The 15334-nt window shown below is 64.2% G+C and carries 17 protein-coding genes; 8 read left to right on the top strand and 9 right to left on the bottom strand.

What is annotated here, in order from left to right:
* Positions 1-10 precede the first annotated feature (10 nt).
* Positions 11-1357, bottom strand: a complete 1347-nt coding sequence (locus VMF11_01180) for an efflux RND transporter periplasmic adaptor subunit (protein HTU68906.1) — start codon at positions 1355-1357, stop codon at positions 11-13.
* A gap of 93 nt (positions 1358-1450) precedes the next feature.
* Between VMF11_01180 and VMF11_01175 the strand changes: the two genes are divergently transcribed.
* From VMF11_01175 to VMF11_01160, 4 genes are all read left to right on the top strand, one after another.
* A complete protein-coding gene (locus VMF11_01175; protein HTU68905.1) occupies positions 1451-1900 on the top strand; it encodes a hypothetical protein in 450 nt (149 codons plus the stop codon).
* Positions 1901-1937: 37 nt separating this feature from the next.
* A complete protein-coding gene (locus VMF11_01170; protein ID HTU68904.1) occupies positions 1938-2072 on the top strand; it encodes a hypothetical protein in 135 nt (44 codons plus the stop codon).
* Positions 2073-2220: 148 nt separating this feature from the next.
* Positions 2221-3126, top strand: a complete 906-nt coding sequence (locus VMF11_01165; protein ID HTU68903.1) for a LysR substrate-binding domain-containing protein — start codon at positions 2221-2223, stop codon at positions 3124-3126.
* Between the two features lie 18 nt (positions 3127-3144).
* Positions 3145-3582: a hypothetical protein gene (locus VMF11_01160; protein ID HTU68902.1), complete on the top strand. Its 438-nt coding sequence runs from the start codon at positions 3145-3147 to the stop codon at positions 3580-3582.
* Here VMF11_01160 and VMF11_01155 read toward each other — a convergent pair.
* Positions 3579-4424, bottom strand: a complete 846-nt coding sequence (locus VMF11_01155) for a PhzF family phenazine biosynthesis protein (GenBank protein ID HTU68901.1) — start codon at positions 4422-4424, stop codon at positions 3579-3581. The two genes, VMF11_01160 and VMF11_01155, sit on opposite strands and share 4 nt — an antisense overlap.
* 19 nt (positions 4425-4443) lie before the next feature.
* Here VMF11_01155 and VMF11_01150 point away from each other — a divergent pair, with 19 nt between their 5' ends.
* The gene (locus tag VMF11_01150) at positions 4444-5193 is read left to right on the top strand and encodes a hypothetical protein (GenBank protein ID HTU68900.1); all 750 of its coding nucleotides are present in this window, start codon (positions 4444-4446) and stop codon (positions 5191-5193) included.
* Here VMF11_01150 and VMF11_01145 read toward each other — a convergent pair.
* Positions 5190-5741, bottom strand: a complete 552-nt coding sequence (locus tag VMF11_01145) for a hypothetical protein (protein ID HTU68899.1) — start codon at positions 5739-5741, stop codon at positions 5190-5192. The genes VMF11_01150 and VMF11_01145 overlap by 4 nt on opposite strands.
* A 53-nt stretch (positions 5742-5794) precedes the next feature.
* On the opposite strand from VMF11_01145, the gene VMF11_01140 reads away from it, so the two are divergent.
* Positions 5795-7324, top strand: coding sequence for a hypothetical protein (locus VMF11_01140; protein ID HTU68898.1), 1530 nt, complete (start codon positions 5795-5797; stop codon positions 7322-7324).
* 5 nt (positions 7325-7329) lie between these two features.
* Here VMF11_01140 and VMF11_01135 read toward each other — a convergent pair whose 3' ends face one another.
* The 4 genes from VMF11_01135 to pxpB are packed head-to-tail and all read right to left on the bottom strand — an operon-like array spanning position 7330 to position 10652.
* The gene (locus VMF11_01135; GenBank protein ID HTU68897.1) at positions 7330-8574 is read right to left on the bottom strand and encodes an AI-2E family transporter; all 1245 of its coding nucleotides are present in this window, start codon (positions 8572-8574) and stop codon (positions 7330-7332) included.
* Positions 8489-9229, bottom strand: a complete 741-nt coding sequence (locus tag VMF11_01130; GenBank protein HTU68896.1) for a 5-oxoprolinase subunit PxpA — start codon at positions 9227-9229, stop codon at positions 8489-8491. Before VMF11_01130 ends, VMF11_01135 begins: the two co-directional genes overlap by 86 nt.
* Positions 9163-10008 carry a biotin-dependent carboxyltransferase family protein gene (locus VMF11_01125; protein ID HTU68895.1) on the bottom strand — a complete coding sequence of 282 codons (846 nt, stop codon included), beginning with the start codon at positions 10006-10008 and terminating at the stop codon, positions 9163-9165. The genes VMF11_01130 and VMF11_01125 overlap by 67 nt, the downstream gene beginning before the upstream one ends.
* Positions 10005-10652, bottom strand: a complete 648-nt coding sequence (gene pxpB / locus VMF11_01120) for a 5-oxoprolinase subunit PxpB (protein HTU68894.1) — start codon at positions 10650-10652, stop codon at positions 10005-10007. The genes VMF11_01125 and pxpB overlap by 4 nt, the downstream gene beginning before the upstream one ends.
* Before the next feature lie 40 nt (positions 10653-10692).
* Between pxpB and VMF11_01115 the strand changes: the two genes are divergently transcribed.
* A complete protein-coding gene (locus VMF11_01115; protein HTU68893.1) occupies positions 10693-11508 on the top strand; it encodes a VIT1/CCC1 transporter family protein in 816 nt (271 codons plus the stop codon).
* A gap of 84 nt (positions 11509-11592) precedes the next feature.
* Positions 11593-13500: an FUSC family protein gene (locus VMF11_01110; GenBank protein ID HTU68892.1), complete on the top strand. Its 1908-nt coding sequence runs from the start codon at positions 11593-11595 to the stop codon at positions 13498-13500.
* Between the two features lie 168 nt (positions 13501-13668).
* Here VMF11_01110 and VMF11_01105 read toward each other — a convergent pair whose 3' ends face one another.
* The gene (locus VMF11_01105; protein HTU68891.1) at positions 13669-14316 is read right to left on the bottom strand and encodes a hypothetical protein; all 648 of its coding nucleotides are present in this window, start codon (positions 14314-14316) and stop codon (positions 13669-13671) included.
* 120 nt (positions 14317-14436) lie between these two features.
* Positions 14437-15033 (bottom strand): hypothetical protein, encoded by a 597-nt coding sequence (locus VMF11_01100; protein ID HTU68890.1) that lies wholly within the window; start codon positions 15031-15033, stop codon positions 14437-14439.
* Positions 15034-15334: the final 301 nt, after the last annotated feature.

Below are 15334 nucleotides of genomic sequence, written 5' to 3'. Positions count from 1 at the left end.
TAGGGCATTCCTACGGCCGCTTATGACCGGACCAATGATGCCCGGGAGATGCGCCGGCACCGGGAGACGCACTGGAGCCGGGCGATGCGCTCGCGGCCGGCGATGGGCTCGTGTCGGTGGTCGCGACTTGCTCGCCGTTCGTGATCCCGAGTTGCCCGTTGGAAATCACTTGCGTGCCGTCGCTGATGCCGGTGACGATCGAGGTGGTGCCGTCGCTGCCGAGTTCTTCCACGCTTTGCTCTTTAGCCGTTCCGTCGGCTGCGACGGTCATGATGGTCGTGTGCGAGTCGTCGAGAAACGCCGCGGTCGGAATCCCGACGCCGCTGACGCGCGGGAGATCGATCGTGCCGGTAACCGCCATACCGGACTGCAGCCGGTCGCCGGGATTCGGCACGATGACTTCGACGGTGAAATTCGTCGAGCCCGGCTGCACCTGCCCGAGCACCGCGTTGACGCGCCCGGTATACGACGCATTCGGCACGCCGGAAACGGCGATGGCTGCGGTCGCACCGCGCGGGATTTCGAAGACGTTCGACGAGGACGCGTTCAATTCGGCGTAGACCGGATCGAGCTGCTGCAAGGTGAAGATCGTACGCGATCCAGGGTACTCACCGGGATTCAGATTGCGGTTTACCACGATTCCGTTGACGGGGGAAACGATCGTCGCCCGTTCGATCTGCGCCTCGATTTGCTGGGCCTGCGCATGCGCGGATTGAGCGTCGGCGATCGCCGACGCTACGGTCGCGGCCTGAAGACCTTGCAAGTTGTTGCCGTTCACTTTGGCGTTGAGCACCGCCGTATTATAGGTGTTCAGATCCTGCACGTAGCTCGAGCGGGCCGCTTCGAGCTCCGATTGCGACACGTAACCGCTTTTGTAGAGCGAGCTGTCCTGATCGTACACCAGCTTTGCATTGCGCATCGCCGCCTGTGCCGCTTCGACCTGATTCGTTCCCGATCCGAGATTGAGTTGCGCTTGATACTTGGTTTCGACCGCGCGCGCGTCGGCCGATTCGGCGTTACGCAAGTCGGCGTTGTAGTTCGCCACCAGGTCCGTCGTATCGAGGACGGCGAGCACCTCGCCGCGGTACACGTGATCCCCTTGCAGGACGTTGACGCGGTCGGTTGGTTCGCTGAGCGAACTGGAGATCGAGACATTTTGATACGGCGCAACGATCCCCGCAATCTGCACTTTCGGTTGGACCGTTTTTGGCGCGGCCGTCGCGACGGGAATTGCCTGCGGACTCCCCTGGCCGTAACCGCCGCGATGATGACGGGTCGCGCCGCCGCCGCACGCGGCGACGGCGAGGCTCAGCGTCGTGAGCGACGCGCCGAACAGGGCTTTCTTCAATGCACGCATCGCCGCCAAGCTACGCCATCGGGCAGAGCGATTCCTGAGAAACCACGCCGGCTGAATCAATTTCTCAGCTTCCTCGGGTATAGTTGTGGCGTTATGAGTAGCTGGGTCAACCGGGCCCTGCGCGTCCCCGCCGCAGCGGCCGCATTCATCAGTCTTGCAATCATTCCGGCAATCGCACTCGCGCAACCGATGCCAAGTTACGCTGTCGCAAAAGTCGAAACGATCAAGGGAACGATTTCGAGTTTTAACGGAGCCACGACGATGTACGTTCGCGACGTCCACGGCTATATCGATGACGTGACGCTCCATCAGGGCACCATCATCAATCCGACCGGCATACGGCTTCAGCCCGGATACCCGGTCACAATTACCGGCCGTCCGGATGGCCGCACGTTTATCGCCGATGAAATCGACACGCCCTTCCGCAGTTATTACGGATACGCTTACCCGTATTACGGCCCGCTCTACGCTTACCCGCCGTACTCGCTTCGCCTCGGTTTCGGCTGGGGATGGGGCGGCGGCTGGGGCCGGTGGCGCCCCTAGAAAGTAAGCTTGCGGCCGGTGTCCAATTAAGGGCGGCATGTCGAACGTGCCCACCACCGAGGACCGGCGTAAGTCCGATCGTCGCAACGGTGACCGGCGGATCGTAACGATCGTCGTCGCCGTCGAGCGTCGCTTGGGCCAGCGCCGCAAAGGCGACCGGCGCCTGGTCTGAAGAGAGGCCTCGACGGGTGAGGGGTACCGAAAAGAGGAGCGACGGCGCTGATGTGCCGTCGCCGTTTTCGCCTGCGCCGCTGCGAAACGCCCCCAGGAAAGTTCAAAGCCCGGGCCAATAGAGCCAGTTCCTTTTATTTGGTACCTCTATGAACGTCAAGGATCTTCAGTACGCGCTCGCCCTCGAGCGCCGGCGCAGCTTCAGCCGCGCGGCGGAAGATTGCGGCGTTGCCCAGCCGACGCTGAGCGCCCAGATTCGCAAGCTCGAAGGTGAGCTCGGAATCGAACTGTTCGAGCGCGACGGCCGCACGATTCGCGTAACCCCCGCGGGTGAGCTGATCTTGGACCAGGCCCGGGTCGTGCTGGAGGCGGTCGGACGTATCGAAGAGTTGGCGCAGGTGCGGGCCGATCCCATGGTCGGACCGATCCGGTTGGGCGTCATCCCGACCTTGGCGCCGTATCTGCTTCCCGAGATTTTGACGCCGCTGCAAGCGCAGCTTCCCTTTGCGCCGCTGGTGGTCGTGGAGGACATGACCCATCGGCTCATCGAGTCGATCGACGCCGGACGGCTGGACGCGGCGCTGGTTGCGACCGACCACAGCGACGGCAACCTTTCGGAGATCGCGCTGTTCGAGGAGCCTTTTAGCCTGGCGCTGCCGCTGGAGGACCCGCTCGCGACGCACGAACGGGTGCGGGTCGAGCAACTCGACCCGAGCGCGTTGATCCTCCTGGCCGACGGGCACTGTCTTTCGGACCAGGCGCTGGCGCTGTGCGGGCAGACGCGTGGGCGTGGTCTGCGCAGCGACCTGAGCGCGACGAGCCTCGAGACGGTGCTGAATTTGGTCGAGGCGGGGCTCGGGATGACGATTGTGCCCGAGCTCGCACGGGCGCACTTCGAGGGGCGCTTTTCGCGGATTGCTTTCCGCACGTTGGAAGGACCGCATTCGGCCCGCTCCATCCGCGTCATTCACCGCGCGTTCGTGCCGCGCCGCCCGGCCATCGAACGACTCGCCGCGACGATCCGGAAGAGCGTGCCGATGGGAAGCCCGGCGTAAAGCGTGTAAGATGGACCTATGGCCGACGTGAATCGCGATCTCTCTCTCACGACACGGATCAATATTCCGAATTTCGTGCCGTTGATGGATCGTCTGCGCGCCGAGAACCTCAAACGCGCAATCACGCTGCTGCACGTTCGCTCGGCCGAAGAGGGCGAGTGGATCTGTTCCACCGCGTCCGCGCGGCTGATGCGTGACAAGGTGAACGTGTTGGGCCCGACGGACGGCAAGATGATCGATGTGGTCGAACAGGCCGTTCGCGTGAAGGCCGCGATCGTTTTTGGCGGCGAGCTTCGGCGCGCCGAAGATGCGCGCGCCCTGCGTGCGGCCGCAACTTTCGGCATTCGGCCGGTCGCGTTCGTCGCGCGCGAGACGCGGCGTGACGCGAACGATCTGCTGACGATGCTCGGTCCGTGGGGCAGTTTCGACGTCGTTTTATTGAGCGAGCACGATTAGTCGAGCTTCAGCGCGCTCTCGTAGACGGCGACGCACGAACCGCCGACGCTCACCTGCTGCACGTATGTTCCCTCGACCGTGAATCGCGCCGCCAGACGGCTCGGACGCCCCATCGCGCGGCCTTGCTCTACCTCGAGCGAGGTTCGGCTTTGATCGAGCAAGCGCCACCATCCGAGGGCTGCGCACAGCGGCGCAATCGAGGAGCCCGTGGCGGGATCCTCGCCGACGTGGTGCGCCAGTGCGGCGAACATGCGCGAATACGCTTTGCCGCCTTGGTAGCTGAAGATCAATACGTCGCCTTCGCCAACGCCCTCGTTGGTTGCCGCGACCAAGTCGTGCCGATCGAGCATCACCCAGTCGACGTTTTGCTCGGTATCGAGCAGCACGCACAAGAACCCGACGCCGCGCCCGCCGAACACTTGCGGCGGCATCATGACGGTGGAAACCGGCAATCCCAGCGCCTGCGCAACGGCCGCGCGATCGAACGCCGCGCTGATCGCTTCGGCGGGAGGCGGCGTCATCCACCACATCTCGCCCTCGCGCCGCACGGGAATGAGCCCGGCTTCCATCTCGAAGGTCAGGTCGTTGCCCGCGCGCCCGGCCTGCTGCAGCACGAAGGCGGTGCCCAGCGTCGGATGGCCCGCAAACGGCAACTCGTGGCCGGGCGTAAAAATCCGAACGCGCTGGGTTGCGCGTTGATCGCCGGGCCGGATCACGAAGGTCGTCTCTGACAGGTTCATCTCGCGCGCGATCCGCTGCATCAACTCGGCGTCGAGTTCGTCGGCATCGAGCACGACGGCGAGCGGGTTCCCACAAAAACGCTCGGACGTGAAAACGTCCACGTGATATAACGGCAGCTCCATGGCCCTCCCACTGTATCATGCCGTCGCGGCGAACGCACCCAGCCCGGAAGCGATATTCACGCGCGCCCAAGCGGTGTGGAACGCGCGTGCGGTGCCGCCGTACGAGTCGTTCACACTACCGTGTGCGGCGACGCTGCTCGCACAACGCTGCTCCGCCGGGACGACCGTGCAATTCATCGTCCGTCTGGCCGACGGTCGAAGCTTTGCGCAAACCGTCGCGGCCGACGGCCGCCCATCGACGGTCTTGGTACGCGGCCAATACATCGCCGGTCCCGCCGGCGCGCCTCTGGGTTTCTACCGGCGCACGCCCGTTCCGGGCGCAAGCGCACCGCCGGCTGCGCCGAACCTCGCGCCGGATCCGTTCGCGACGATCGCGGTCGTATCCGCAGTCGATCGCGCGTACGCGATCGTCCTCGCCGGAATCGTCACCGTGAACGGGCGCGAATGCTACGACCTTCAGCTGCGCGCACTGCGCGATCCGGAGAGCTATCCGCTGCGCGAGCTATGGGTCGATACGACGACCTACGACGTCGTGCGCCTGGCCTACGCGTGGCCCTACAACGGCGTCACCGCCCGAGTGACGTATGACTTTGCGCCGGTCGGTCCGCGTGACATCTGGACCGTCGTTCACATCGACGCCGTCGCGGTTTCGCACGCGCTCTTCACCACGCATACCGAGCACGTCGCGGAAGATTTGCACGATATCACCTTTCCCGCGGTCGAACCCGACGCCGATTTCGTTCCTTAGGGACGCAGAATCGAGATCGAAACGACCGGCATGTTTCGGGCGTGGGCAGCGTTCGCAAAGTGTTCGGTGAGATCGTGCCCGGTTCGCAGCTCTTCATCCCACACGACGATCGCTTCGGCCGCCTCGTGCATCCCGGCGGCGATTGCCGCGGCTGTATCGAGAATTCCGAAATTCGTTTTCTCGTAGACGGAGGGATCGTTCGGATCGAGGCCGAGGAGCGTCAGCGCATGCTGCGACTGCGCCTGCGCGATGAAGCGATCGTAGCGCTCGCCCCACGGATATGCGCCGCGACGATCCGTCACCGAGCCCGCGCGAAAGCGTTCGATCGCATACGGCAGCACGATGTGCCGCGCGATGCGCAGCTCCTCGGCGGCGGCGAGCGCGAGGAGATCGGCTCCGCAGGCCGCGGCGCAGACCAAGACGCGGACTCCGTCCCGCTCGAGACGCGCGCGGATCGCGCGTTCGACGGCAGCAATGTTGGCAGGCGGAAAATGCGGCTCGGGCGCGTTGGGCGCGTCGATCCGCCTCCCGGCTAGCGCGGCGATCATCGGACGGTAGTTCGGCGGAAGGTCGCGTATCCCCCAAAAAGAACGATTGCCACATGGCAGTCGCGATCCCGTTGATCGTTGCCGTAACCGGTCATCGCGATATCGCTGCCGGCGCGGATGCCTCGCTGCGCGAGCGGTTCGGCGAACTCATCGACCAGCTTGCGCGGCAATATCGCTGGACGCCCCTGACCCTGCTCTGCGGGCTGCGGCCCGGCGCCGAAATCCTGGCTGCCGAAGAGGCGTTGGCGCGCGGCATTCCGGTGATCGCTGCGCTGCCGATGGCGCGCGAACGCTACGAGGCCACGTTCAATCAGCAAGAAGTCGCGCGGTTTCGAGCGGTGCTCGCGCAATGCGAACGGGTCGAGACCGTCGGAGCGGAACTGCCCGTCCACCTGGCTTACTACGGCGACATCGTCGTCCTGTTTTGGGACGGCGTCGAGGGTTCGGACGAAACGATCGCCGAGGTCGTCACGATGCGCAAGTCGGGCATCCCCTCGCGGCACGCGATCCTCGGCACCTACGTCCCCGACGTCGGGCCCGCCTATCAGATCGTCACACCGCGTGAAGGACAGCCCGCACCGCGCGGCGCGTTCACGCTCGAGCCGCGCTGTCCCGATCGATTCGACGGGGACAAAACCTGCGAACACGATTTTCTCGCCGCGCTCGATCGATACAACGATTTCGATCGCGATCTGAGCGCAACGCCGGGCGATGCGCGCACCACCTCGCTCGCCGACTTGATGAAGCGGATCGACGGCGCCGCCAACCGGCTGCAAATCTGGCACCTGCGCATCGTCCAAGGGCTGTACATCCTCGCATTTCTGGCCGGCGCCGCGCAGCTGGTCAACGAAGGCCCGCGAGGACTCGAGATCAAGCTCGGCGTTCTTGCCCTGGCCTTCGCCTGCTTCGTGGTCGCGCGCCGGTTCGATTTCGAGAACCGCTACCAAGATTACCGGGCGCTCGCGGAAGCGCTGCGCGTGCAGCAGGCATGGCGCGCCGCCGGCCTCCATTTGCGGGTCGAGTCGGAGTATCTGCGCATGCAGCAAGACGAACTCTCATGGATCCGCATGGCGCTGCGTACGATATACCTGCTCTACGTCCATGACTCGCATCTGGAAAAGAACCCCGCCGCGGTTTCGGGCTGGATCGACGACCAGCGCACGTATTACGCGAACGCGACCCATCGCCAACAGCAGCTCGCGCGCCGCTACATCGTGCTCGGGCGTATGCTCACGTTTCTCGCGCTCGCCTTTTCGATCCCGGCGGCGGTCGCACTCCTGATGAAGTATCCCGGCCCGTGGACGCCGTCACTCACCAGCGTCCCGGTCGCGGTTGCGGCGCTCGCCGCACTTCTCTTGCGCTTTTACGTTCAGCAACGCGGTTTTCAAGAGAACGCGCGACGTTATCATCACATGCTCTTCGTTTTCGATTACGCGCAGCGCCGCATCGCCGGAATGGACTCGACCTCACCGAAGGACGCCTACGACAAGACCGTCGGCGACCTCGGCAAGGAAGCATTGGCGGAGCACGCAAGCTGGCTCGTGCTGCACCGCGAGCGTCCGCTCAACTTCGTCGCGACGTAGTTGCGTTAATCGTGGTGAACGATCAGCCGTTGCAGGAGTCGCGGCAGGCCGAACCGCGTGCGCGGTGCAGCACGTTCCGCGTGACGGGGCATCCCGGTGAAATTGATGATGAGCACGCGCAGCACGCCGGCGGCCGGAATCGCGATGAAAAGCCCAACAGGACCGAGGATCTCGCCGACCAGGAGCAGCGCCAGCAGCACGCCCAGCGGCGTTAGCGCGACGGTACGGCTGACGACGTTGGGCGCGATGACGTTCCCCTCGAGTTGGTTGATGATGACGATCCCGAGCGTCACGGCGAGCGCATTCGTCAGGCCGTTCGTGAGGTACGCGATCAGAAACGCCGGCAGCCAGCCGGCGATTGCGCCGACGTACGGAATCACGTCCACGGTCCCGGCAAAGACCCCGATCAATACCGCGTAAGGGACGCGCAATCCGAGCAGGAGCAGCGTCATCAGCAGTCCGACGGTGATGGCGACGAGAATCTGCCCGCGAATGAAGCCGCCGACGACGTTGTCGAGGTCCACGATGATCCGAGCCGCGCGCAGCCGTGCAGACGCCGGCAGCACGGCGAGGAAGCCGCGTCGTATCGCGGTAGCCTCGACGGTCATGTACGCGGCCGTCGCCGGAACGATGATGAACATCGCCAACAGCGAGACGAGCGAAAAGAGCAACGGCAGCGTGTGCTGCGCGAGAGAGGCAGCATAGCCGCTCAGGCCTTGTTCGATTTCCAACGGGATGTCGTGCAAGTAGTCGCGGATAGGGCCGGGCAGCCGCGTGGTCAACGGATCCTTCGCATCGGTGAGGATGCGCTGACCGGCGGCAACGAGTTTGGGAGCGTTCGCCGCCGCAGATTGCGCGTCGGAGGCGATGACCGGCGAGATAATGTAAACGATGAACGCCAGAAGCAGAACGATCGCGGCATAGACGACCAGAATCGAAGCGGCGGGCGGCATGCGCCGGTTTAGCCAAGCGATCACCGGGTGAATGAGGAATGCGAAAAAGAGCGCGCTGATCGACACGAACGTGAAGATCGGGACGCTCGATAAAAAGGCGAGAATTTTATAGGCGATGAAACCGCCGAGGATGACGAGGGCGCAGAGTCCGAGTGCAAAGAGGAGCCGCTCGTTACGCTCGGAGAGTTCGAGCGGTCGCGGCGGTCGAGGCTTACGCACGGCAAACGGCAATGCCCGCACCTTCGAGCGCGGCGCGAATCGCGCGCGCAAACTCGAGGGCGTGCGGGCCGTCTCCATGCAGGCAAATCGTCTCCCCGGCGCCGCTGCGTGCCAACGCCAGCGCTTGTGCGACCGCCGCACCGACGTCCTCGATCAGCGCGCCGGGCTGTCCGCGCGGAATCAACGTCCCGTCGGGCTGATAGCCGCGGTCGGCAAAGACTTCGGGAATCGCCCGCAGCCCATGTGCGCGCGCGCTCTCGATCTGCGCGCCCCCGGCCAACCCGACAACGGCAAGCTGCGGGTCGAGCGCGCGCACCGCGCGTGAGATCGCATCGGCGACCTCGCGATCGCGCGCCGCGACGTTGTACAGCGCGCCATGCGCTTTGACGTGCCGCAATCGTGCACCGTGCGCGCGCACGATCGCATCCAGTTCGCGTATTTGGCCGGTGACGTCGCGGCTGATCTCCTCGGGCGTGCGCGCCATGACGGTTCGCCCGAAGTTGGCGCGATCGGGATAGGACGGATGAGCGCCGATCGTGACGCCGTGCGCGATTGCGCCGCTCACGGTCGCGTCCATCGTGGTGCGATCGCCTGCGTGTGCGCCGCACGCGATATTGGCGGAAGTGACGAGCGCGAGCAGCGCCTCGTCGTCACCGCAACCTTCGCCTAGGTCGGCATTGAGGTCGATATGAATCGGATCCGCGCCCCGATCGGAGCCTGCGCGAGTTTCCATAGGTCCTCTTCGATTACCACGCCGGCCAACGGATATCCGCCGGTGGTCTGCGCGTCGCTCATGAGCACGATCGGTTCGCCGGAGGGCGGTAGTTGAATGAAGCCGGGGAAAACGGCGCGCGAGCGCGTCGAGCCTAAATCGTGCGGTTGCGCATCTCCGCGCAGCCGGTAGCCCATACGATTGCTTTCGTGGCCGACGGTCCATTCGCGATCCCAGAGACGCTCGGCGAGCGCCTGCCGCAGCACGCGAAAAACGAAGTCGCACGGCGGCTGCTTCCGCACGACGCCGGTCGGCGCGATCGCAGGTTCGCCGAGTATCAGGCGATCGCCGGCGCGCAGCGCACGGCCGCCGATCCCGCCCATGTGTGCGAGCAGGTCGGTGGTGCGCGAACCGAGCACCGGCGCGACACGGATGCCGCCGTCGAGCGCCAGCACGGTGCGCATCCACGCGCGCGGCCGGTGCAGCACGAGGCGTGAACCCGCCTGCGCCGTATGCAGGTGGTAGGTCGCGATGCCCTCGCCGTCGAGCTGCGCGTCACAGTCGGCGCCGGCCAGCGCGAAACGGGCCGCCGCTTCGAACGAAAGCGCGAAATCGCCGAGCACGATCTCGATCGCGGCCGCGTTCGGCGGATTTCCGGCGAGCGCATTGGCATCGGCGAGCGCGCGCAGGTCCATCGCACCGCACCAACCGACGCCGAAATGGCGCAATCCGAAGCGGCCGCGATCGACGATCAGGCTCTGCAGGCCGGCGCGTTCGACGACGATCGCGCGCGCGCTCATGCGGGCACGAAGCGTACGCGATCGCCCGGCTCGAGCAATGCGGGCGGCTCGCGCATCGGGTCGAACAAAACGTGCGCGGTGTGACCGATCAGGTGCCAACCGCCGGGCGAATCGACCGGATAGATGCCGCTCTGCGCGCCGGCGATCGCGACCGATCCGGCGGGCACGCGCGTACGCGGCTGCGCGCGGCGCGGAAGCTGCAAACGCGGATCGAGTCCGTCGAGGTAGGCGAACCCGGGAAGGAAGCCGACGAACGCGACGACGTATTCGCCGCGCGCGTGCAGTGCGATGACGTCGTCTTCACGCAAACCGCAGGCCTGCGCGACCGCGGCAAGATCCGGGCCGCATTCGCCGCCGTAGCTCACGGCGATTTCGATCGTCCGTCCCGCGATCCGCTCACCGCCGCCGCGTGACCATGCGGTTTCGAGGGCGCTGCGCAGCGCGTCATACGCCACGGCGTGACGGTCGAAGACGAGGGAGAGATTCCCGTCGCCGATCACCGCTTCCAGCACGTGCGGCCATGCACGTATCTCGCGTGCAAGCGACCACAGACGCTGCCGAACCAAAGCATTGCGCTCGGTGCAATCGAGAATGATCGTCGACTGACCCACGCGTTCGAAGTTAGGCGTTCCGAAGTCGCGCATAAAGCAGGCGATTCGCCATCCGCCTTCGGAAGCATGGGTCATGGTTCCCGAAGGATCGCCGTACGAGCCGAAGATCACCGAGGTATTGGTCGATCTTCCGGGCTGGAAGACGGTCAAGCCGCGCATCCCCGATACGCCGCAGCGGCGCACGTTGGAAGCCTCTCGCAGCGTGCGCGAGATCGTCTTCGGCGCACAAGACGGCATCCTGACGACGCTCGGCATCATCACCGGCGTCGGCGTGGCGGAAGGCGCGCGCTCCGCGGTCTTCATCAGCGGATTCCTGGCGATGCTGGCCGGCGCGCTCTCGATGGCGGTAGGCGAATACTTGGGCGGCAAATCCGAGCGCGAAGTGGTGCAGGCCACGATCGCGATGGAAAAGGCCGAGATGGCCGCCGATCCGCAGGGCGAGTTCGCCGAACAGGTTGCCTATTATAAGATGAAAGGCTTCTCGGCGGAGGAGGCGCAGATGATCGTGGCGCGCCTCACCACCCATCCCGACATTTACTTGTACGAGATGATGCGGGACGAGTTCGGGATCGATCCGCGCGTGGCCGAGGAGACGAGCCTGCGCGGGCCGTTCGCGATGGGTGCCTCGTTTGCCGTGGGCTCGCTGATCCCGATCGTCGCCTATTTCGTTCCGCTCACGATGCTTGGTTCGACGCTGCTCGCGCTCGTGCTCGCCGTGCTCGGGCTCTTCGCCGTCGGCTTCTACGCGGCGCGCAACACCGACCGCAATCCGGTGAGCAAGGGCCTCGAGATCGTTGCCTTCGGCGTTCTCGTCTTCGTGATCTCGTACGCCGCAGGTCACTTCATTCCGCCGCTCTTCGGTCACGCGCCGGTCTCCCTCGGCGGTTAGGTACCTCGCCTGAAGAGGGCCGTCGAACGCGTCGTTGCCAGCGCGTTTCGGATCGACCGCAATGCCGTCGATCCAATCTTCGCAGTGCGCTGCGCGATCGGCGTAAGCATCGCGATCCTCGCCGGCTACGCGAGCGGCGTGCCGATCTACGCGGTGTCGGCGGCGATGGGCGCGCTGAGCACCGGCTTTGCCTCGCTGCAGGGCATCTATCGTTCGCGCGCTGCGAACACGATCAACATGGCGCTCGCAATGGCATTTTCCGCTGTCGTCGGATCGCTGTGCGGGCACTCGGCCGAACTCGGCGTGCTGGCGCTGGCGGTGTGGGGTTTCGGCTACGGGTTGATCGCGTCGCTCGGTCCCGCTCCGACCGCGATCGGCGTCAACGCGATCATCGCGCTGATCATCTTCGAACATTATCCGCAACCGGCGCCGGTGATGGCGGGCTGCGCGCTGGTGATGTTTGGCGCCGGCCTGTGGCAAACGTTCTTGCTCGTCGTGCTCTGGCCGATCCAGCGCTATCCCTACGAACGGCACGCGCTCGCCGCCGCGTTTCGCGAACTCGCCGAGTACGCCGAAGCGACCGGCGAGCGCGCCGGCCTTCCATCGTTCGCAACCCTGATGGCGGTGCGCAAGATCCTTGCCGATCCGCGGCCGTTCGGACGCCCGGCCGCCGTAGCGGCGTTCCAAAGTCTGTTGAACGAAGCCGATCGCATCCGCGCGAGCATGGCGCTGCTCGCGACCAGCGGCAGCGAGGAGTACCTTCGCTCGCGTTCGACGATCGTCGCCGTGCTGCGCGAGATCGCGGACGCACTCGACGCGGCGCGCGCGCCGGCGGATGATGCACTGCGCGCGAACATCGACGAGGACGCGAGCGATCCCACCCTACGCGCACTGTACGGGCAGCTGCGCGCCGCCTGGGGAAGCGCAACCGTTCCGCTCACCGGTGTTTCGATTCCGCACGGTTTCTCGTATCCGAAACGCTTTCCGAGTATCGCGCAGGAACTCGGTACGATTCGCGACCACTTGCGGCTGGATTCGACCTACGGACGGCACGCGGTTCGCATGGCGGTCGTTCTCGTTGCCGCCGGCGTGCTTGCCGATGCGCTTCCTCTTGCGCGCGGATACTGGGTCACGTTGACCGCGGCACTCGTCTTGCGTCCCGACTTTACCTCGACCCTATCGCGCGGCATCGCGCGAATCGCCGGCACGATCCTCGGCGCGGCGGCGGCGACCGCGCTCGTCCTCGCCGTGCCGGATACGCCGCACGTGTATTTGGGCCTAGCAATGTTCTTTGCTGCGATCAGCTACGCAGCGTTTCAGCTGAACTACGGCCTCTTCAGCCTGGCGGTGACGGCCTACGTCGTCTTCATCCTCTCGCTGCTCGGTACTCCAGAGGCCGCGGCAGTCGAAAACCGGTTGCTGGCGACGCTCATCGGCGGTGCGCTCGCGATGATCTCCTACCTCATCTGGCCGACGTGGGAATCCCCGCAGACGAAGACGCACCTGCGCACGCTGATCGAGTACGGCATCGCATACGCGCGTCTGCTGCTGGCGGGTTTGGCCGATCCGGGCAAACGCGACCTCAAGCAGATGGGCGCACTGCGCACGAAGATTTGGACTGCACGCACCGCAGCGCAGGAGTCGCTCGAACGGATGCTGAGCGAACCGGAGAGCACGCACGACATTCCCTCGGATCTCGCGCTCGGCATCATGGCGGCGACGCAGCGCCTTGGCCTTGCGAACACGGCGCTCTCGGGTCTTTACCAAGACCCCGGCATTCCGGCGTTCCCCGCGCTCGCACCGCTCGCTGATGCCTTCGCCGCGGCTTCGATCGCCAACGCGCCGGGATTACGCGATGCGTACAGCGCCGTCGCGCATGCGCTCGCAAACGATCAGAGCAGCGCCGCCCGCGCGTTGCTTGCGAGTTGCGATCTTGCCGTCGACAGCATGAATACCATCGTCGAATTGTGGAAAAGAGCTTCGCCCGCGTAGCGCACACAAAGCGTCACTGGAATTCTCGAGGACGCCGCCGCGCGGCCGGTCGAGCCAATAATTATAATCGAGATCGCCGTACCGGCTATCAACCGTGTGAGCCCAACGAACGTAGGTTCTACCGTCGGTTCGCTCCTCGAAGCCGACGGGTTGAACGGGGCAACGTCGTCAAGAGCCACGGATATAGTCGATGCGAAACAGCTCCTTACCGTCAGGCTGCCTGCATGAGCCGTACAGCACAATGCCTTTGAACGTTCGCGCTAGGGAGCCCAGCGCGTCATCCACGGTGACATTCTGCATCCGCGGCGGAAGATGCGGCGCCCCTTCAACAGGTGGGCCCACAAGATGGTCGATAACAAACGAAGCCATGCCGAATTGCAGTCCATGCCGGGCCGCATAAGTTCCCAGCGCAATCGTGATCGCGTCAGCTGCTGATAGGGGGTTATACTGTGAGGCGGAATCGAACGTCAGGACTGGAATCCTTGTTCGCAAGCCTGAGGTTGAAACATTTCCTATTGTAATCCTAACCATTCCGGACTTGTCTTGCACTATGGTCGTGGCCTGCGGATCGTTGCGAAAAATCTGTCGAACCGCCGTTATCCCTGTGGCGCCCTGCGATGCCGGCTGAGCATCCACTGTGGGGAAAAGTAGCTTATTTTGTCCCGAGCATACGCCAGCATAGTCTATTCGCGCGGATCCGCCGACGGACTTCATCACCGGGCGCAGGTAGTCGGCAGCCGCATTAGCGATTCCAACCTTTGCCGGCGTGGATACAATACCAAGGGCGATGAGCGTGAACAGCAGTACCCTCACCATGGCATCGTATCCAGCACGATCTCAAAGACCCTAGTGCTAAACTCACCATTGGGACCTGCGTTAACTTCGTGCACAGGCTCCTCCGGCAGACCGCGGAAGGAGCCGGGCCCGCAAAGCAACTTACTGCGATGTACCGGTGTCGGGCAGCAACCCTTTGGCCAAATCCGAAAGCGTAATATTCCGGACCAGATATTTCGCTGCTCCGGGCTCTACGGCTATACGGGATTTGTGAACCCCGTCGGTTAGTCGCACGATGAGCTCACCACTGCAACGTGGCAGCGTCGAGAGAAAATAATAGTGTCGTTGGAGCTGTGCTTCGAACGTTTCCGATTCGTCTGTACAGCGAAATGCAATTGATTGGACTGCGGTTGGAAACGTCCCGCCAATCGCAAATTCATTGTCGCCAAGCAGTAAGGATCTTCCGAGCGCCATCGAAGCCGATTGCCCGGCGTGATCCAAGGCCAGAATTCGCATTGTGCCGAAGCAGCTGCCGCCTACAACGCGAATATCGCTCACCCCGACTGGGACTCTTAGTTCTATAGCTTGGGGCGACTTGGTGACCGCGTACCGCTGCGCGTCTTGCCCAAAGCCAGTCCTGACTTCCAAATTCGCTGGAATGGCGTGTTGTGGGCAAAAGAATACATAAAGCGTAACTGGAATTCTCGCGGGCACCGCCGCGCGGGCGGTCGAGCCAATAATGAAAATCGACATCGCCATACCGGCTATCAACCTTAGCAACGTCATCTTATGCACCCCGTACAAACAACGGTGTATTGCAGCTGTAACCTGAAGCGAACCCTTGTGTCCGGTGAATTAGAGCCAGCACGGTCCCACGGCGCTCGGCAGATTGGCGGCCATCCACGCGCATATCGCCAGCTGTAAACGCCGGCTGAAAATTGACCCACCTACCCGTCAGATCGCCGGTTTAATTTTGACCCACCTTGGCCGCGGTTTTGGCCGCCGGCAGTTTGATTCCCGCCTTTTTGCGCTCGCGTAATCTGAAGCTCTCACCGGTGAT

The sequence above is a fragment of the Candidatus Baltobacteraceae bacterium genome (genome assembly GCA_035502855.1).
GTDB lineage: Bacteria > Vulcanimicrobiota > Vulcanimicrobiia > Vulcanimicrobiales > Vulcanimicrobiaceae > Aquilonibacter.
This window is presented reverse-complemented; position numbering and strand designations above follow the sequence as displayed.